This window comes from Desulfurivibrio alkaliphilus AHT 2 (assembly GCF_000092205.1).
Classification (GTDB): domain Bacteria; phylum Desulfobacterota; class Desulfobulbia; order Desulfobulbales; family Desulfurivibrionaceae; genus Desulfurivibrio; species Desulfurivibrio alkaliphilus.
This window is the reverse complement of record NC_014216.1, coordinates 1924197-1942159: the sequence shown is the minus strand read 5'-3', so window position 1 is coordinate 1942159 and position 17963 is coordinate 1924197. Positions and strand designations below refer to the sequence as shown.

13 protein-coding genes are annotated in these 17963 nt (G+C 62.1%); 9 read left to right on the top strand and 4 right to left on the bottom strand.

The window, feature by feature from the left end; genetic code table 11:
- Positions 1–22 precede the first annotated feature (22 nt).
- From DAAHT2_RS08425 to DAAHT2_RS08405, 5 genes are all read left to right on the top strand, one after another.
- Complete coding sequence (locus DAAHT2_RS08425) at positions 23–1324, top strand: citrate synthase (RefSeq protein ID WP_013163875.1); 1302 nt, start codon at positions 23–25, stop codon at positions 1322–1324.
- Positions 1325–1594: 270 nt separating this feature from the next.
- Positions 1595–2899 (top strand): pyridoxal phosphate-dependent aminotransferase, encoded by a 1305-nt coding sequence (locus tag DAAHT2_RS08420; protein WP_013163874.1) that lies wholly within the window; start codon positions 1595–1597, stop codon positions 2897–2899.
- A gap of 71 nt (positions 2900–2970) precedes the next feature.
- Complete coding sequence (locus DAAHT2_RS08415; RefSeq protein WP_083774470.1) at positions 2971–3630, top strand: ABC transporter ATP-binding protein; 660 nt, start codon at positions 2971–2973, stop codon at positions 3628–3630.
- Between the two features lie 51 nt (positions 3631–3681).
- A complete protein-coding gene (locus DAAHT2_RS08410; protein ID WP_013163872.1) occupies positions 3682–6045 on the top strand; it encodes an ABC transporter permease in 2364 nt (787 codons plus the stop codon).
- Positions 6046–6174: 129 nt separating this feature from the next.
- Positions 6175–7410 carry an efflux RND transporter periplasmic adaptor subunit gene (locus tag DAAHT2_RS08405; RefSeq protein ID WP_157861445.1) on the top strand — a complete coding sequence of 412 codons (1236 nt, stop codon included), beginning with the start codon at positions 6175–6177 and terminating at the stop codon, positions 7408–7410.
- Positions 7411–7766: 356 nt separating this feature from the next.
- Here DAAHT2_RS08405 and DAAHT2_RS08400 read toward each other — a convergent pair whose 3' ends face one another.
- Positions 7767–8753, bottom strand: coding sequence for a lytic murein transglycosylase (locus DAAHT2_RS08400; RefSeq protein ID WP_013163870.1), 987 nt, complete (start codon positions 8751–8753; stop codon positions 7767–7769).
- 238 nt (positions 8754–8991) lie between these two features.
- Between DAAHT2_RS08400 and DAAHT2_RS08395 the strand changes: the two genes are divergently transcribed.
- Entirely contained in the window at positions 8992–9963 is a 972-nt protein-coding gene (locus DAAHT2_RS08395) for an HAD family hydrolase (RefSeq protein ID WP_013163869.1), read from the top strand.
- 21 nt (positions 9964–9984) lie between these two features.
- Here DAAHT2_RS08395 and DAAHT2_RS08390 read toward each other — a convergent pair whose 3' ends face one another.
- Positions 9985–10920 (bottom strand): Lcl C-terminal domain-containing protein, encoded by a 936-nt coding sequence (locus DAAHT2_RS08390; RefSeq protein ID WP_013163868.1) that lies wholly within the window; start codon positions 10918–10920, stop codon positions 9985–9987.
- A gap of 235 nt (positions 10921–11155) precedes the next feature.
- Here DAAHT2_RS08390 and DAAHT2_RS08385 point away from each other — a divergent pair, with 235 nt between their 5' ends.
- Positions 11156–11359 carry a hypothetical protein gene (locus tag DAAHT2_RS08385; RefSeq protein WP_041718891.1) on the top strand — a complete coding sequence of 68 codons (204 nt, stop codon included), beginning with the start codon at positions 11156–11158 and terminating at the stop codon, positions 11357–11359.
- A 253-nt stretch (positions 11360–11612) separates the two neighbouring features.
- On the opposite strand, the gene DAAHT2_RS08380 is transcribed toward DAAHT2_RS08385, so the two are convergent.
- Entirely contained in the window at positions 11613–12443 is an 831-nt protein-coding gene (locus DAAHT2_RS08380) for an alpha/beta hydrolase (protein ID WP_041719562.1), read from the bottom strand.
- Positions 12444–12489: 46 nt separating this feature from the next.
- Positions 12490–12687 (bottom strand): DUF2752 domain-containing protein, encoded by a 198-nt coding sequence (locus DAAHT2_RS08375; protein ID WP_013163865.1) that lies wholly within the window; start codon positions 12685–12687, stop codon positions 12490–12492.
- Between the two features lie 38 nt (positions 12688–12725).
- Here DAAHT2_RS08375 and glgX point away from each other — a divergent pair, with 38 nt between their 5' ends.
- Together glgX and DAAHT2_RS08365 are read left to right on the top strand one after the other, a co-directional pair.
- Positions 12726–14843 (top strand): glycogen debranching protein GlgX, encoded by a 2118-nt coding sequence (glgX, locus tag DAAHT2_RS08370; RefSeq protein WP_013163864.1) that lies wholly within the window; start codon positions 12726–12728, stop codon positions 14841–14843.
- A 183-nt stretch (positions 14844–15026) separates the two neighbouring features.
- Positions 15027–17942, top strand: coding sequence for a phosphoenolpyruvate carboxylase (locus DAAHT2_RS08365; protein ID WP_013163863.1), 2916 nt, complete (start codon positions 15027–15029; stop codon positions 17940–17942).
- The last annotated feature ends 21 nt before the right edge of the window (positions 17943–17963 follow it).

Sequence of the window (17963 nt, the reverse complement as noted above, 5' to 3'; positions counted from 1 at the left end):
ACCATACAAAGGAATTTAAGTTATGCCACATAACTATTATACCGGCGAGAAAGCCGAACTGAAAATCGACGGGAAAGTCCATGAGCTGCCGGTGATTGTCGGCACCGAAGGGGAAAAGGCCATCGACATTCGCTCCCTGCGGGCCCAAACCGGATATGTTGCCTTCGACAGCGGCTATGCCAATACCGGCTCCTGCATCAGCAACATCACCTACCTCGATGGCGAGCGTGGCGTGCTGAGCTATCGCGGTTATGATATTGCCGAGCTGGCGGAGAACTGCACCTTTGTCGAGGTGGCTTACCTGTTGGATCACGGTAGCCTGCCCACCCGCGACGAGCTCAACGAGTTCAGCCAGATGCTCAACGATTTCGCCATGATCCACGAGGACATGATCCGCTTTTTCGACAGTTACCCGCCCAAGAGCCCCCCCATGGCGATTCTCTCCTCCATGGTTAACTCGCTGTGCAGCTTTTACCCGGAGATGACCGAAAATCCGCTGGAGAACATCGACCGGATGTCCGCCCGGCTGGTCTCCAAGGTGCGTACCATTGCCGCTTTTTCCTACAAAAAATCCCTGGGGCATCCGGTGGTTTACCCCCGGCATGATCTTTCCTACTGCGCCAACTTTCTCAACATGATGTTCGACTCACCGGTGCGGCCCTACGAGATCAACCACAAGGTGGTGGCGGCCCTGAACAAGCTGTTGATCCTGCACGGGGACCACGAGCAGAACTGCTCCACCTCCACGGTGCGGATGGTGGGCAGTGCCCGGGTTAACCTTTATGCCTCGGTTTCAGCCGGCATCAGCGCCCTCTGGGGGCCGTTGCACGGCGGGGCCAACCAGGCGGTGATGGAGATGCTGGAGAGCATTCACGAAAGCGGCGGCGATTACCGCCAGTACGTGGAACGCGCCAAAGATCCCAAGGACCCCTTCCGGCTGGCCGGCTTCGGCCACCGGGTTTACAAGACCTACGATCCCCGCTGCCGGATCATCAAGCAGGCCTGCGACGAGGTGCTGGAAGATCTGAAGTTTTCCGACCCCCTGCTGGATCTGGCCAAGGAACTGGAAGAGGTGGCCCTGAAGGATGACTACTTTGTCGAGCGCAACCTTTACCCCAATGTGGATTTTTACTCCGGCATCATCTACCGGGCCATCGGCATTCCCACCAGCATGTTTACCGTAATGTTCGCCCTGGGTCGGTTGCCCGGCTGGATTGCTCACTGGAAGGAGATGTGGGATGACCCGGCCTGGCGGATCAGCCGCCCCCGCCAGGTTTATGTCGGGCCCTTGAGTCGCCCCTTCGTTCCCATCGACCAACGGTAAAGCTGCGGCGTAAGCGATCACGGGGCACCCCACCTTGCGGCGATCAGCCCGGCTTGAGTACCCGGTGTACGCTGCGCCGGTCTGCTTGCCGCAATCTGGGGCACCCCGTGACCGCTTACTCCTTGGAAGATCGTCACGCGGGGGTATCCCGTGATCAGTTACGGCTCGGCGGCAATTGAACGGTTGCGGGGGCTGGTGGGAACGGTTACGATCAAGCAAAGCAAGGCAAGCTTATTTAAAAACAATTCAGGCAGGAAGGACTACCAGGGCATGCGTACCGACATTGTGCATATTGGCGCCGGTGAACTCACCTATGAAATTCGTAATATCGTGGCGGTGGGTGAGAAGCTCCAGAAGCTGGGGATCAAGACCTACTGGGAAAATATCGGTGATCCGGTGGCCAAGGGCGAGGAGATCCCCCACTGGATGAAAAAGGTGGTGGCCGAGTATGCCATGGAAAACGCCAGCTATGGCTACTGCCCCACCCGTGGCATTCTGTCCACCCGTGAATTCCTCGCCGCCGAGGTCAACCGCCACGGTGGGGTCAAGATCGGTCCCGACGACATCATCTTTTTCAACGGCCTGGGCGATGCCATCAGCAAGGTCTACGGCCTGCTGCGCCGCACTGCTCGGGTGGTGGTGCCGACCCCCAGCTACACCACCCACTCCTCCGGTGAGGCGGCCCATGCCGGTGACCGGCCCGTTTCCTACCGGCTGGATCCCCACAACCACTGGTTTCCCGATCTGGACGACCTGGAAAAGCGGATCAAGTACAACCCGGCGGTGGCGGCCATTCTGTTGATCAATCCCGACAACCCCACCGGGGCGGTCTACCCCGAGGAAATCCTGCGCGGGATCGTGGCCCTGGCCCGCAAGTACGACCTCTTTATTATCTGCGACGAGGTCTATCAGCGTATTGTCTACAATGGCCAGAAGACTCGCCCCCTGTGCGAGGTGATCGGCGATGTGCCGGCCATCAATATGCGCGGGATTTCAAAAGAGATGCCCTGGCCGGGGTCGCGCTGCGGCTGGATCGAGGTCTATAATGCCGACCAGGATCCCATGTTCCAGAAGTACGTGGCCTCGATTCTCAACGCCAAGATGGTGGAGGTCTGCTCCACCACCCTGCCCCAGATGGTCCTGCCGGCCATTGTCAGCCACCCGGAGTACAACGGTTATCTTGAAGAGCGGGTGCGCCGCTATGAAAAGGCCTCCAATATCGCCTACGATATCCTCAAGGAGGTGGATGGCCTGATTGTCAACCGGACCAACGGCGCCTTCTACATGAGCGTGGCCTTTGCGCCTGGAGCGCTGAACCACAAGCAGACCCTGCCCATTGACAATGTCGAGGTGAAAAACCACGTGGAGGCCCTGGTCAGCCAGCCCGGGACCTCGCCGGACAAGCGCTTTGTCTACTACCTGCTGGGCTCCACCGGTATCTGCGTGGTACCGCTCAGTTCCTTTGCCACCGAACACCAGGGGTTCCGCACCACCCTGCTGGAGCGCGACGAGGATCGCTTCCGGATGATCTGCCAGACCATGGCCGACTCCATCCGCCGCTATCTGGCTTCCTGAGGTCGACCCCGGTGACCGCTCCGCCCGCAGAAGTGGTCTTTAAGGCCCGGGGGGTGTGCAAGGTTTACCGGATGGGGGAGGTGGAGGTGCGGGCCCTGGACGGGGTGGATCTGGACCTTTACCAGGGAGAGCTGGTGGTCCTGCTGGGTCCCTCCGGCAGCGGCAAATCGACTCTGCTCAATATTCTGGGCGGCCTGGATCGGCCCACCGCCGGCACCGTGGTCTGCGGCGGCCGGGACCTGGGCGCCGCCGGCGAGGCTGAACTCACCGAATTTCGCCGCGAGATGGTGGGCTTTGTCTTTCAATTCTATAACCTGATCCCCAGTCTTACCGCCTACGAAAACGTGGCCATTGTCACCGAGATCGCCGCCGACCCCTTAAGCCCGGAAGAAGCCCTGGGCCTGGTGGGCCTGCAAGGGCGCCTGGATCATTTCCCGGCCCAGCTTTCCGGTGGTGAACAGCAGCGGGTGGCCATTGCCCGGGCCATCGCCAAGCGCCCCCGGGTGCTGCTGTGCGATGAACCCACCGGGGCCCTCGATTCCACCACCGGGGTGGCGGTGCTGGAGGTATTGCAGCGGATCAACCGCGAGGTGGGGACCACCACCGTGCTGATCACCCACAACGCCGATATCGCCCGCATGGCCCATCGCATTATCCACGTCAGCGACGGCCGCATCAGCCAGCTTGAAATAAACGAAAATCCCTGCCCCGCCAGCGAACTGCATTGGTAAAAGGGGAACGGCCGGGTCGCGGTTGGAGTTGGCAGCTATGAGGGAAGGCCTGTGAGAAAAGCCCTGCACCGCAAATTATGGCGTGAGTTATGGCAGATGCGGGGGCAGAGCCTGGCCATCGCGGTGGTGATTGCCGGAGGGCTGGCGACTTTGCTGATGTCGCTGGCTTCGTTGGAATCTCTGCGTTTGAGCCGGGAGGCCTTCTACCGGGATTACCGTTTCGCCGAGGTCTTTGCCGAACTGAAAAGGGCGCCCAACGAACTGGCGGCGGAGTTGGCCGCCATTGAGGGGGTGCAGTTGGCGGAAACCCGGCTGCAAAGCAGTGCCACCCTGATGGTGGGGGACTTCGCCGATCCCATCAGCGGTCGCCTGATCTCCCTGCCCGACGGGGCGCAACCCCAGCTCAATCGCCTGTTCCTGCGCCAGGGTACCCTGCCCGCCGCCGGCAGCCGCGAAGCGGTGATCAGCGATGCCTTTGCCGAGGCCCACGGCTTAAAGCCCGGCGACCCCCTGCAGGCGGTGCTTAACGGTCGCCTGCAGGAACTGGTGGTCAGTGGGATCGGCGGCAGCCCGGAACACATCTATCAGCTCAAGCCCGGCGAACTTTATCCCGACAATCTCCGCTATGGTATTCTCTGGCTCAACCGCTCGCAGTTGGCAGCTGCCTTCGACCTGGACGGCGCCTTCAACAGCGTGGTGCTGACCCTGGAGCGGGAGGCCCGGCCGGAGGCGGTGATCGCCGAACTGGATCGCCTGCTGGCGCCTTACGGGGGGGTGGGGGCCATTCTGCGTGATGATCAGCAATCACACAGCTACCTGGAGGCCGAACTGGAGCAACTGGCGGTGATGGCCCGGGTTTTCCCCGCCATTTTCCTCAGTGTGGCCGCTTTTTTGCTCAACGTCGTCCTGGCCCGCCTTATCGCCACCCAGCGGGAGCAGATCGCCATTTTAAAGGCCTTTGGCTACAGTCACTGGCAGGTGGGTTGGCATTACAGCCAACTGGTGCTGCTGATGACTTTTTTCGGGCTGCTGCTGGGCACCATCATCGGTCAGTGGCTGGGCGAGGCCCTGGCGGTGCTGTATGCCGAATTTTTCCGCTTCCCCCGGCTTGATTATCGCCTGAGCTTGCAAGTGCTGCTACTGGGGGCCGCGGTCACCTTCGGGGCTGCTTTGCTGGGCACCCTGGGGGCCGTCCGGCGGGCGGTGCGGCTGCCTCCCGCCGAGGCCATGCGCCCGGAAACCCCTCCCGTTTATCGGCCGACGCTCATTGAACGTCTGGGTTGGCAGCGTTTCCTGAATCAGCCTTCCAGGATGATCCTGCGTAATTTTGAGCGCCGCCCCGGCAAGGCCCTGCTGTCGATCTTCGGGGTGGCCCTGGCCTGTGCCATCATGATGATGGGCAGCTTCTGGCAGGATGCGGCGGATTACATGATGGGGGTGGAATTCGGCCTGGCCCAGCGCTATGACTTGGCGGTAACCTTCAATGAAAACTCCCCCCGCCGGTTGTTGTACGAGTTGCAGGGCCTGCCGGGGGTGGCAGCGGTGGAAGGGCAACGGGCGGTGCCGGTGCGCCTGCGGCACGAGCATCGCACTTTTCGTACCGTGCTCCACGGTCTGGAAACAGATGGCCGTTTGCGCCGGGTATTGGACCGCGAACTGGCCGTCCTTAAACCGCCTCCCGAGGGAGTGGTGCTGACCGACTATCTGGCGGAGATTCTGGCCCTGCAGGTTGGCGACCCGGTAGTGGTAGAGAGTCTGGAGGGGCGCCGGCGGGTGCTGGAGCTGCCGGTGGCCGGATTGGTGCAGGAACATATCGGGGTGGCGGCATATATGGACATGGCTGCCTTGAACCGTTACCTGGGCGAAGGTGAGGTGATTGGCGGCGCCTTGCTGCTGGTGGACCCGCAATATCAAGATGAGGTCAACCGCCGCTTGCGGGAAAGTCCGGTGGTGGCGGGGGTAAGCCAACGGCTGGCGGCGATTATCAACTTTCAGGAAACCATGGCCGAAACGGTGCTGGCCTTCAGTTTTATCACCTCTTTGTTGGCCGGCAGCATCGCCTTTGGTATTGTGTATAATAGTGCCCGAATCGCCCTTTCCGAGCGCAGCCGGGAATTGGCCTCTTTAAGGGTGCTGGGTTTGCGGCAACGGGAAACCGATTTTATTTTGCTGGGGGAGCTTGCCCTGCTCACCGTGCTGGGAATTCCCCTGGGCTGGTTGATCGGGCGCCTGTTCTGCTGGTATCTTACCATGGGGTTGCGTTCGGATCTGTACCGGGTGCCCCTGGTGCTGGAAACCTCTACCTATGCCCTGGCGGCCCTGGTGGTGGCGGTGGCGGCGCTGCTTTCGGGATTGATTGTGCGGCGCCTGCTGCACCGGATTGATCTGGTAGCAGCCCTAAAAGCCTCCGAGTAAACGATCACGGGGCACCGCATCTTGCGGCGATCGGGACAGCTCACGTACTGAGGTACGCTTCGCTGTCCCGCTTGCCGCAACCTGCGGCACCCCGTGATCGTTTACGGCAATTTTTATCACGGGCGGGTGATGATGACCTTTTTGCGACGGTATTACGGGACGATTTTAACGGTTTTGGTGATTTTGCTGCTGCTGGCTTTGGCTTTGCGGCCCACGCCGTTGCTGGTGGATCGTGAAAGGGTAAGCCGGGGTTACATGGAACAGGTTATCGAAGAGGAGGGGCGCACCCGGGTGGCCGCTTCTTATCTGCTTTCGGCGCCTCTGGCCGTTGAAGCCCGGCGGCTGGAGCTGGAGCCCGGTGATCGGGTGCGGGCCGGTGAGGTGGTGGTGCGGCTGGAAGCCCCGGTGGCGCCTCCCCTGGATGCCCGTCAGCTGGCCGAGGCCAAAGCCCGGGTGGAGGCGGCCAGGGCGGTGGTGGAAGTCGCCCGGCGGGAGCAGGAGGCCCTGGCGGCGGCGGCCCAACTGGCCGTCGCCGAACTGGAGCGCAGCCGCCGGCTGGCGGCGGAGCAACTGATTTCCCCCAGTGAGCTGGAAAATATGATCGCCGAGGCCAGCCGGCAGCAGGCCTTGGAGCGCGCCGCCGGTTTCCGCCTGCAAACCGCCCGCCATGAAATGGAATCGGCCCGCAGCGCCCTGGCTTATGCCGGGGAGCGAGATGCGGCGGGCAAGGTGATCGAGCTGGTCTCACCGGTGGATGGCCTCATTCTGCGCCGCCATTTCATCAGCGGCCGGATGCTGGCAGCTGGTGAGCCGATAGTGGAAATCGGTGATACCGCCTCCCTGGAGGTGGAGGTGGATGTGCTTTCCGCCGATGCGGTACGGTTGGAACCGGGCATGAAGGTATGGTTCACCCGCTGGGGCCGGGAGGAGGCCCTGGCCGGCCGGGTACGGCGCATCGAGCCCGGCGGTTTTACCAAGGTGTCGGCGCTGGGGGTGGAAGAGCAAAGGGTGCTGGTGATCGCCGATTTCACCGACCCGCATGAGCAGTGGCAGCGTTTGGGGGATGCTTACCGGGTCAACGCCCGTTTTGTGCTCTGGGAGGCCGAGGATGTCTTGCGCCTCCCAACTGCCGCTGCCTTCCGACTACCCGCCCGCCAGGATGGATCGGCCCGGGCGGACAGGTCCGGCCAGGAGAACTGGGCGGTCTTCACCGTGGACAACGGCCGCGCCCGCCTGCGCCAGGTGGAACTGGGCCGCCGCGGCGGCCACTATTACCAGTTACTGGAAGGCCTGCAGGAGGGAGACAAAGTAATCGTCCACCCCCCAAGGGAGCTGGAAGACGGCACCCGCATCCGCCTGCGCTGAAGGTAATCGTTCAGCAGCACCGCATCTTCGGGCGATCAGCCAGGCTTACGTACTGATGTACGCTGCGCCTGGCTGCAAGACCAAACCTGCGGCACTGCTGAACGATTACGGCCCATTAAACCGGTAAGTTAGTGCCTCTAGTGAACGCTGACCGCTGAAGCAATAATTATTCAGCAACCAGGCATATTTGCCGGTCAAGCGCCGCCGAGCGCAAGCGAAGGCGAAGGCACGAAAGATGGCGGGGATGGAGGTAAAACGGGTGGCATTGCCGCAGATTGCGGCAAGCAGGACGGCGCCGCGTACCCCAGGTACGCAAGTCGTCCTGATCGCCGCAAGGTGCGGTGCTGCCGCCCGTTTTACATGGCGATGGCGTCGGAGAGTAGTCCTACTGCCAGGGCGAAGTAGTTGGAGCGGTTCCACCTCAGGGTGGTGCGGAAGTTCTCGTAAACCATGAAGGCGATGTCCGGGTGGTTCTCCTGGTCGGGGATGATGATCGAGGCCATCAGCTGGCGGGTGGGCAAATCGGAGCCGTCGGGGCGGCGAACCCCCAGTTCCTGCCATTGCCCGATGCGCTTGCGGGTCTCCAGGCCGGCCAGGCTGCGATCAAAATCAGCCGGCAGCTGTACCGCCCGGCCCCAGGTCTGATCGTCGCGCCAGCCGGATTTGGCCAGGTAATTGGCGGCGGAGGCGAAGACATCGGGCAGGGTATGCCAAATATCCCGGCGGCCGTCACCGTTGTAGTCCACTGCGAAGTTGAGGAAGCTTGAGGGCATGAACTGGCTCTGGCCCATGGCTCCGGCCCAGGAACCCTTCATCTCGTCGACCCCGATGTGCCCCTCATCCAGGATTTGCAGGGCGTTAAGTAACTCGCCGCGAAAATAGCTGCTGCGGCGGCCGTCGTAGGCCAGGGTGGCCAGGGCGTTGATAACCGGAAAACCGCCGGTGATGCGGCCAAAATCGGTCTCAATGCCCCACAGGGCGACGATGAAACGGGGTTGCACGCCGAACTCCTTGCCGATCTCCGTCAGCAACTCCCGGTGTTCCTCCAGCAGCCGGCGGCCCATGTTGATCCGCGATTGGGGCACCACCCGATCCCGGTACTGCACAAAGGTAAGGGTAAACTCCGGCTGTTGCCGGTCCAGTTCGATCACCCGGGGAATGGGCTCGATGCCGGTCAGGGCGGCATCCAGGGTGGTGGCGCTGATTCCCCGTCCTTTTGCTTCCTGGCGTAATTCCGTCAACCACTGCTCAAAAGGCTGTTCGGCGGCGCTAGCGGGGCCGGCAAGCGGGCCGCTGATCATCAATAAGGCGATGAGGAGCATCGCCAGTCCCTGCTTTTTCATTTTTTGCCTCATGTTGCGATGTGTATTGCTTGTTGCAATCGGCGGTGGGCAAACCCTCCGCCGAAAAAAATCATTTCAACTGCTCGGTCGCCATTATCGCCGATCTTGGCTTGTGGGGCAAGGGGAAAGGGCTGGGGCCAGCACAAAAGAGCGGCTTGTTTCCGGTTGCCTGAGCCGTTAAGATGAACATGCTGTGACCTGAGCTGTGAGGTGGAGGGAAGAAGGAGAACGGGAAGAGATGACAGCGATGTGCAGTGGCCAGGAAGAGTTGGTTGGGGCAAGTGGGGGGGCTATTCTGCTCTGCTCCGATTTGGATCGGACCATTCTCCCCAACGGGGCGCAGCCGGAATCTTCGCAGGCGCGGCCGCTGTTGCATGCCCTGGCCCGCAGGCCGGAGGTGACCCTGGCCTATGTCAGCGGCCGGCATCGGGATTTGCTGGCGGCGGCGGTGGCCGAGTACGGGATTCCGCTGCCGGATTACGCCATCGGCGATGTCGGTACCACCATTTACCGGGTGGGGGCGCGGGGCTGGCAGGAGTGGCTGGCCTGGCATGAAGAGATCAGCGCCGACTGGCAAGGGCTGGACAGCCGTGAACTGGCCGGCCTGCTGGAGCCGGTGTTGGCCCACCGGCCAGGGGTGCGGCTGCAGGAGCCGGAAAAGCAGAATCGCTGTAAACTGAGTTATTACACCCCGGCGCAATGGCCGTCGGCGACCGCTCCCGGCCCCGGCCCGTCCCGCCACCATTCTGCCGCCGAGGTGGCTGGGGGCATCGCCGACCAGGACCGTGAGGAACTGCTGGCCTTGATCGGTGCTCGGCTGGAGCAGGCCGGTCTGCGGGCCCGCCTGGTCTGGAGCGTCGATGAAGAGCGCAACCTGGGCCTGCTGGACGTGCTGCCGGCGACGGCCGGTAAACTGGCGGCCATCCGTTTTCTCATGCGACAACTGGGCTTTGCCCGGCATAACACGGTCTTTTCCGGTGATTCCGGCAATGATCTGGATGTTTTGACCAGCGAGCTGAACACGGTGCTGGTGGCCAACGCCCCGCCGGAGGTGCGGGCCGAGGCGTTGGCCCGGGTAAAGAAAGCCGGGCGGCCGCAGACCCTGTACTGCGCCGCCGGCGGTTTCATGGGAATGAACGGCAACTACGCCGCTGGGGTGCTGGAAGGGGTGGCCCACTTCCAGCCCCAGGTCGCACGCTGGCTGACGTAACCGTTCAGCAGAGGTACTAACCTACAGGGTTCTGACTGCCCGACCGAACCCGCCGGGGATGGTGCCAGAGGCCCAGAACACCGTGCCCTGCTTGAAGTCGATGAACCAGAAACCGCCGGGTTTGCGCTGATCGGCCAGGAAGATGAAAGGCTGTTCCTGGGAAAATGCCTGGGAGATCAGCAATCCTTTGCGGTTGCGTTCCGGTCCCAGCAGGGCCAGGGCTTCTTCCATGGTGGGCAGCCGCCAGTCGTCGTAACCGGCGAAATGCTGCTGGTTGAGTTCCTCGATATACTCGGCCACATGGCGATGGTTGGTGATATCGCAGCCGCCCCGTTGCCACATGGTGCCGCCCTTTAAGTCGCTGACCGTCAGCCCGTCGCCGTTGTCCACCAGCATGGCCCGGCAGCTGCCCGACGGGCGGCGTTGGGCGTCGAAAAAGTTAAATTTTTCCAGCAACTCCGGGATGCCCTCTTCGGCCACGAAGTCCGGTGTCCGGCGCAGTTGCAGGCGCTCCCGCGGAGCGGGCAGCTCTGCCGGTCCGGGCAGGCCGCTGTCCATTGATTCCGGTTCTTCCACGGGCACGTGGGGCACCACCAGCGAAGGGGGGCCACCTTCCAGCACGTTGGTCACCAGCCACTGTTTCAACTCTTCGTTGATGGCGTAATGTTTGTCCAACAACCCCTTGCCCTGGCCGGCCACGCAGGTATCGATCAATTCCTGGGGGGCCATGATGTGGGCCAGGATCCGGGCGTGTTTTACCCCCCGCTCCACGAACAGCAAGCGGGGCGGATCGGCCCAGCCGTCGATATAAAAATAGTAATAGCGTTCGCTTTTGCTGCGGACGCGAAACTTACCGCCCCAGCTTTCAAAAATGCCAAAGGTGTCCGCCGGGGTGATATCCCAGTCGATTCCGATTTCCGTCGGGGCTCCTGCCCCCAGTTTCTCTGCCAGTCCCATATGCGCCTCCTTTTTTTTGCTTTAAGTGAGCGACAAAGGTTCGGCACGAAAGGTTCACGGTTTTGCCGACCCAATGACTATGTTTACATATGATAATTATATGCATCTTTTGCAGCAAAGCAAGCTTTTGTTTGGCCTGGGCATATTAAGCCTGTAACCTGTAAGCAAAGGGAAAGGCGTCGATAGCTCGTTTTGGCGTCTGTTACTGGGTGGTAATTTTAATTTATTGGAGGCGATGATGGAGAATAAAAGCAATCAAGTGGTGGTGGTGGATATCAGCATGCCGTTTTGGTCCATGGTGGTTTTCATGGTGAAATGGTCGGTGGCCGCGATTCCGGCGATGATCATCATTTTTCTGCTCGCCTCACTATTTTTTGCCGTGCTGGGGGGGCTGTTCGGGGGAATGGGCCACATGGGCGGCGGAACCGGCCGCTGGTAAGCGATCACGGGGCACCCCACCTTGCGGCGAGCAGCCCGCCTTGAGTACCCGGTGTACGCTGCGCCGGTCTGCTTGCCGCAATCTGGGGCACCCCGTGATCGCTTACTCCTTGGAAGATCGTCACGCAGGGGGTATCCCGTGATCAGTTACGGCCGCTGGGGATAAAGCCTATCGCTGTGCCCATCCAAATGGCGCCGGCCAGATACCGACAGGGCTGAGCGCCGCTGGGAAAGAAGTATCATCATCGCTCTAGTCACGGCTTCTCTGCCGGGGGCAGGTGACGGTGGATGAAGCTCTGCAGGCCATCGAGATAGAGCTCCTGGTTGAGCAGAAAACCATGGTTGTGGCCACCGCGGATGGTCAGCAGTTCACCGCGCGGGCCGGCGATGCGGGCCAGTTCTTCGGCATGCCGATAGGGGATCAGCTCGTCGTCGGGGCTGTGGATGATCAACACCGGCCGGGCCACTTCCGCCAGGTAAGCGCCGGTATCGTACTGCAGGCGGGTAAGCAGGCGGGTGGGGTATAAAGGATAAAGATCGGCGGCCACGGCCTGGGCGGATAGCAGGGTGGACTCCAGGATCAGGGCCGCCGGCGGCCGGTGTCTGGCGGCGCTGGCGGCCAACGAGCCCCCCAGGGAGCGGCCGAAAAAAATGGACCGGGCCGGGTCGGCCTGCAGCGAATCAAACAGCCAGTCGGCGGCGGCCCGGGCATCGCGGTGGAGCCCGGCTTCCCTGGCCCTGCCTTCGCTGCGGCCGTAGCCGCGGTAGTCGAAGATCACCACCTCCAGCCCCAGTTGCCGGAACAGGAGCAGGGAGTCGAGCCGGTGCGAGATGTTGCCGGCGTTGCCATGGAAAAAAAGCAGGGTGGGGGCGCCGGAGGGTCCGGGCAGGTGCCAGCCGTGCAGGCGCAAACCATCTTCACTGATAATCTCGATCTCGTGCCAGTCCAGGCCGACATCGCCGGGGTCGGCCACCAGTTCCCGGCCGGGTACCTGGGGCAGGTGCACCATCCGCTCCTGGAGCAGAAAAAGCAGCAGGCCAAAGCCAAGATAGCTCAGGGCGGCAATGGTCGCGATCGACAGCAAGATGCGCAGGATCATAAGGAAGGGTACGGTGGGGTTCGCTGCCCGGTTATGATTGAGGTGGCCGGTCGTCATCCTCGCGGTTCAGCTTCCATTTGCCGCGCCCGAGGAAAACCAGGTAACAGACCACCAGCAAGGGGTACATGACCATGGCTTCACCGAAGCGGCCATGGTAAAAGGAGTAGAGGCTGTGCAGCAGCACGACGGCCATCAGGATCAGCAGGACCAAAGCCAGGGTACGGTTCATGCCCGGAATTTTAGCCTAAGAGGTAAGTGAAAACAACCATGAAAGGTAAAACAGCCGGCAAGCGCGGGCAGCCAGCCATCAAATTCCAGACCTCCTGCGGCTCGCCGCTGCCCATGGGGCTCAGCCGGACCCCGGCCGGTTACAACTTTGCGCTCTTCTCCCGCCATGCCGAGGCGGTTTCCCTGGTTTTTTTTCGCACCAACGCCGAAGAACCGCTGGCGGAGGTGGTGCTGGACCCGGAATTTAACCGGACCGGCGAGGTCTGGCATGTTCTGATCAAGAACTTTGATCCGGCCTTGCGTTACGGTTACCGTTTGCAGGGCCCTTATGATCCCCGGGGGCAGGGGCACTTTTTTCAGCCGCAAGGCGTGCTGCTGGACCCCTACGCCAAAGCCCTGACCGGCGGCTCGGACTGGGGGGTGGCCTATCGCCGCAAGGGCCGCCGTCCCGACCCACTGGCCAGCTTTCAACGCCGCTGCCTGTATGTCGAGGACGATTTTGACTGGGAAGGTGACCGGCCGCTGAACATCCCCCTGGAAGAAAGCATTATTTACGAGCTGCACGTGCGGGGTTACAGCTGTCACTCCTCCTCCGGGGTGGAGCACCCCGGCACCTACCGGGGGCTGATTGAAAAGATTCCTTATCTGCAAAAGCTGGGCATTACCGCCGTGCAACTGCTGCCGGTGGCCGAGTTCAACGAGTTGGAAAACACCCGGGTTAACCCGGAGACCGGCGAGGCGTTGAAGAATTTCTGGGGTTACTCGCCGCTGGCCTTTTTCGCCCCCAAGGCCGCTTACGCGGTTAACGGCCGCAACGGCAACCAGGTGCGGGAGTTCAAGGAGATGGTCAAGGCCCTGCACGCCGCCGGGATCGAGGTGATCCTGGACGTGGTTTACAACCATACCGCCGAGGGCGGGGCCGACGGACCCACCATCAGTTTCCGCGGCATCGACAACACCATCTATTATCTGCTGGACCCGGTCACTCGTGAATATCTTAATTTTTCCGGCTGCGGCAACACCGTTAACTGCAACCACCCGTGGGTGCGGCATGTGATCATGGAGTGCCTGCGCTACTGGGTGGTGGAAATGCATGTGGATGGCTTTCGCTTCGATCTGGCCTCCATCATGGGCCGTGGGACCAATGGCGAGGTGCTGGCCAACCCGCCCATGGTGGAGAAGATCGCCGAGGATCCGGTGCTGGCCAGAACCAAGATTATTGCCGAGGCCTGGGACGCCGCCGGCCTTTACCAGGTGGGCACCTTTTCTTCCCACCACCGCTGGGCCGAACTCAACGGCCGTTTCCGCGATGATGTGCGCCGTTTTCTCTGCGGCCACAGCGGCAGCGTGGCCCCCCTGGCCACCCGGATCGCCGGCAGTTCCGATCTTTATGCCCATAACGGCCGCAAGCCGGTCAATTCCATCAACTTTATCACCAGCCATGACGGCTTTACCCTGCGCGACCTGGTCAGCTACAACCACAAGCACAACCTGGCCAACGGTGAAGAAAACCGTGACGGCGACAATCACAACATCTCCTGGAACTCCGGGGTGGAAGGGGAAACCACGGCTCAGGCGGTGCTGGCCCTGCGCTGGCGGCGGATGCGCACGGCAGCGGTGATTCTGTTGCTCTCTCAAGGAGTGCCGCTACTGCTGGCCGGGGATGAATTCGGTCGCAGTCAACGGGGTAACAACAACGCCTATTGCCAGGATAATGAAATTTCCTGGCTCGACTGGCGCCTGGCGGAAAAAAACGCCGATCTGCTCCGGTTTTTTCGCCGGCTGATTGCCCTCCGGCGGAAATACAGCCTGTTTCGCCGGGATCGATTCTTTGCCCCCGACCAGGCCGAGGGGGCGGCGGAGATCAGTTGGCAGTCTTTGGTGCCGGGGCGGCAGGATTGGTCCGACGAGGCCCGGGTGCTGGCCTATCAGCTGCACGGCGGCAAGGGGGAGCCGGATTTTTTTGTGATGCTCAACGCCGCCGCCGAGCCCCGGACCTTTTCCCTGCCCTCGCCGCCCCCCGGCCGACGCTGGCGGCAACTGATCGATACCGCCGCCGCCTCGCCGGCGGATATTGTCGACGAGGCCGAAGCGGTGGCGGTACGCGGGGCGCGCTGCAAGGTGGCGAACTTTGCCGCCGTCCTCTTGATCGCTTAACTATAGTGCGGTAGAATAACGCGTTTGGCCGCGATTCGCGCGGGGCAGGGAAAATAAATTTAATAGTCGTGCAAAAAAACACCAAACGGGTTGGCCGGTAAGGTGAAAACAGTTTGTTACCAAGATGGCCCAGTCGGCGGCGCGGCATTTTGCGACGCTGATCAATAATTTAGAGGTAAAAAAATGGAACCAGGCGTATTTACTTCAACTCTCACCGGCTGGCAGCCGGAGGATTCGGCCACCCTGGCCGGCCAGGTCGGCTTGCTGGGCCGTTTGTTGGGTCGCTCCATCAAGGAGTTGCGAGGGGCGGCGGTGCTGGAGCAGGTGGAGGATCTGCGCCAGTTATGCAAGCAGGCCATGGTGGAAAACCGGCCGGAACTGCGCCGCCAGGTGGCCCAGCGGATTGCCGATCTGGATTGCCGGGAGATCGTCCACCTGCTGCACGCCTATACCGCCTTTTTTCACCTGGTCAATAAAGTGGAACAGATGGAGATCACCCGGGTATACCGCGAGCCGGACCCATCGCCGCCGCCGGCAACCCCCGGTGAAAACTCACGCCGGCGGGAGACCATCGATGCGGCGGTGCGGGGTCTTAAGGAGCAGGGCTGCAGCTTGCAGCAGACCCTGGCGGTGCTTTCCCGGCTGGACATTCAGCCCACCCTCACCGCGCACCCCACCGAGGCCCGGCGCCGCAGCATTCTCTACAAGCAGAAGCAGGTAGCCTCCCTGTTGGGGCGCTTGCGCCGGGAAGCCTTGACCACTGATGAGCGGGACGAACTGCTGGGGGAAATTTCCAACCAGATCGGATTGTTGCTGACCACCGACGATATCCGGCAAACCCGCCCCACGGTGGACGATGAGGTGGAAAGCGGCCTGTACTTTGTCCGCAACGCTATCTGGGCCACGGTGCCGCGCATTTACCGCGACCTGCGGGCGGCTCTCTGGCGGCATTACGGCGAAAGCCCGGAGATTCTGCCGGTACTGCTCCGCTTTCGTTCCTGGATCGGCAGCGATCGGGACGGCAACCCCAACGTCACCGCCGCTGTCAGCCGCCGGACCTATCATTATCAGCGGCGGGTGGTGCTGCAGCTTTACCTTGATGAACTTTGCGAATTACGCCGGGAGCTCAGCCTTTCTTCCCGCCAGGCCCCTCCCTCTGAAGCCCTGCGTAACTCCCTGGAAGAAGACGGCCGCACCCTGGCCATTGATGAGCAGCGCCGTCGGCATTACCGGAATGAGCCCTATCGCTTGAAAATCACCTATATCATGGCGCGCTTGAGAAGCTTGCTGTGGCAGATGGAAAACCGTCCCCGGGAATTGGCCGCCGGCGATTACCATTGCCCTGCCTTTCTTGCCGACCTGCAACTGTTGGCCGCCAGCCTGCGGGAAAGCGGTTTCAGCCGGCTGGTCAGCCAGGGCCGCCTGGGGCGCTTGCTGGTGCGGGTGCGGACCTTCGGCTTTCACCTGGTGGCGCTGGATTTTCGTCAGCACAGCCAGGTGCATGAAGAGACGGTGGCCTTGCTGCTGCGCCTGGCCGGGGTGGAGGAAGATTACCTGTCCCTGCCCGAAGAGCGGCGCCTGGCGCTGCTGCAGGAGGAACTCGGCAACCCCCGCCCCCTTTTGCCCCGGGGGTGCGAGTTGCCCCCCGAGGCTCGGGATCTGTTGGAAACACTGGCTTTAATCGGAGAGCTGCAGCGGCTCGACCCGGCCTCGGTGGGCAGTTATATCATCAGCATGACCCATCAGGTCAGTGATCTGCTGGAGGTGCTGCTGTTGGCCAAGGAAGCGGGAATCTGGCGGCTGCGCGATGGTGGGGTGGAAAGCCGCCTGCAACTGGTGCCGTTGTTTGAAACCATTGAAGACCTGGAACTTTCCGGCCGGCTGGTGGAGAAGATGCTGGCCAATCCGGTATACCGCCAGCACCTGGCGGCCCAGAACGATTTCCAGGAGGTGATGCTGGGCTATTCGGACAGCAACAAGGACGGCGGCTACTGGATGGCCAACTGGGCCCTGCACCGGGCCCAGGAGCGTCTGGGGCAGGTCTGCCGGCAATATGGGGTCGATCTGCGGCTTTTTCACGGTCGCGGCGGCACTGTAGGGCGGGGCGGCGGGCGCTCCAGTCAGGCCATTGTGGCCATGCCGGAGGTGGTCCACAACGGGCGCATCCGCTTCACCGAGCAGGGGGAGGTGATCTCCTTCCGCTACGCCTTTGCCGATCTGGCCCACCGGCATCTGGAACAGATCTTTTATGCCATGATCCGGACGGCGGGGCGAGTGGCCAGGCTGGCCGAGCAACAAGCAGAGCCGGGGGCGGCCGGGGAGGCGGTAGAAGCGGCCGCCGATGCTGAGCCCGGCCGGCTGGAGGGAATTGAAGCCGGGGTTGCCCCTGAGCGGCTGCAGGAGTTTTCCGCTTTAATGGATGAAGTGGCCCAGCGCAGTATGCAGGCTTACCGGGAGCTGGTGCGGGACCCGGAATTCTGGGCCTGGTACACCAGGGTTACCCCCATTGAGCAGATCAGCCGACTGCCCATCGCCTCCCGCCCGGTTTCCCGCAAGGCCGCCGGCGATGTCGATCTGGACGGCCTGCGGGCCATCCCCTGGGTCTTTGCCTGGATTCAGACCCGTTATATCGTGCCCGGCTGGTATGGCGTCGGCGCGGCCCTGGGTGAATTATCCGGCACCGAGCGCGGGCGGCAGACCTTAAAGCAGATGTACGAGCAGTGGCCTTTTTTTCGGATGCTGATCGACAACGCCCGCCGCGAGATGGGCCGCACCCGGCTGGAGATCGCCGCCGACTACGCTGCTTTGGCCAACGATCTGGCCGTGAAGGATTTTCATGCCCAGATCAGCCGGGATTTTGCCGAGGGCCGGCAAGCGTTGCTGGAGCTGAGCGGGGAGGAGGAACTGCTGGGCGGCAGCCCCGAGGTCCAGCGTTCCATTGCCCTGCGCAACCCTTACACCGACGTCCTTAACCTGCTGCAGGTGGAACTGCTGCGCCGCTACCACGATTCCGGCGGCGACGAGGAGCGCGAGGCCCTCTGGGATGCCCTCTTCCTCAGCGTCAACGGCATCGCCGCCGCCATGCAGAGCACCGGCTGAAACGGGGGCAGCGTCACATCT

Excerpts from the sequence above, each read along its gene's own strand:
- DAAHT2_RS08415 (WP_083774470.1), top strand. The coding sequence starts at position 2,971 with ATGGGGGAGGTGGAGGTGCGGGCCCTGGACGGGGTGGATCTGGACCTT.
- DAAHT2_RS08400 (WP_013163870.1), bottom strand. The coding sequence starts at position 8,753 with ATGAAAAAGCAGGGACTGGCGATGCTCCTCATCGCCTTATTGATGATC.
- glgX (WP_013163864.1), top strand. The coding sequence starts at position 12,726 with ATGAAAGGTAAAACAGCCGGCAAGCGCGGGCAGCCAGCCATCAAATTC.
- DAAHT2_RS08420 (WP_013163874.1), top strand. The coding sequence starts at position 1,595 with ATGCGTACCGACATTGTGCATATTGGCGCCGGTGAACTCACCTATGAA.
- DAAHT2_RS08375 (WP_013163865.1), bottom strand. The coding sequence starts at position 12,687 with ATGAACCGTACCCTGGCTTTGGTCCTGCTGATCCTGATGGCCGTCGTG.
- DAAHT2_RS08385 (WP_041718891.1), top strand. The coding sequence starts at position 11,156 with ATGATGGAGAATAAAAGCAATCAAGTGGTGGTGGTGGATATCAGCATG.
- DAAHT2_RS08365 (WP_013163863.1), top strand. The coding sequence starts at position 15,027 with ATGGAACCAGGCGTATTTACTTCAACTCTCACCGGCTGGCAGCCGGAG.
- DAAHT2_RS08405 (WP_157861445.1), top strand. The coding sequence starts at position 6,175 with ATGATGACCTTTTTGCGACGGTATTACGGGACGATTTTAACGGTTTTG.
- DAAHT2_RS08425 (WP_013163875.1), top strand. The coding sequence starts at position 23 with ATGCCACATAACTATTATACCGGCGAGAAAGCCGAACTGAAAATCGAC.
- DAAHT2_RS08390 (WP_013163868.1), bottom strand. The coding sequence starts at position 10,920 with ATGGGACTGGCAGAGAAACTGGGGGCAGGAGCCCCGACGGAAATCGGA.
- DAAHT2_RS08395 (WP_013163869.1), top strand. The coding sequence starts at position 8,992 with ATGACAGCGATGTGCAGTGGCCAGGAAGAGTTGGTTGGGGCAAGTGGG.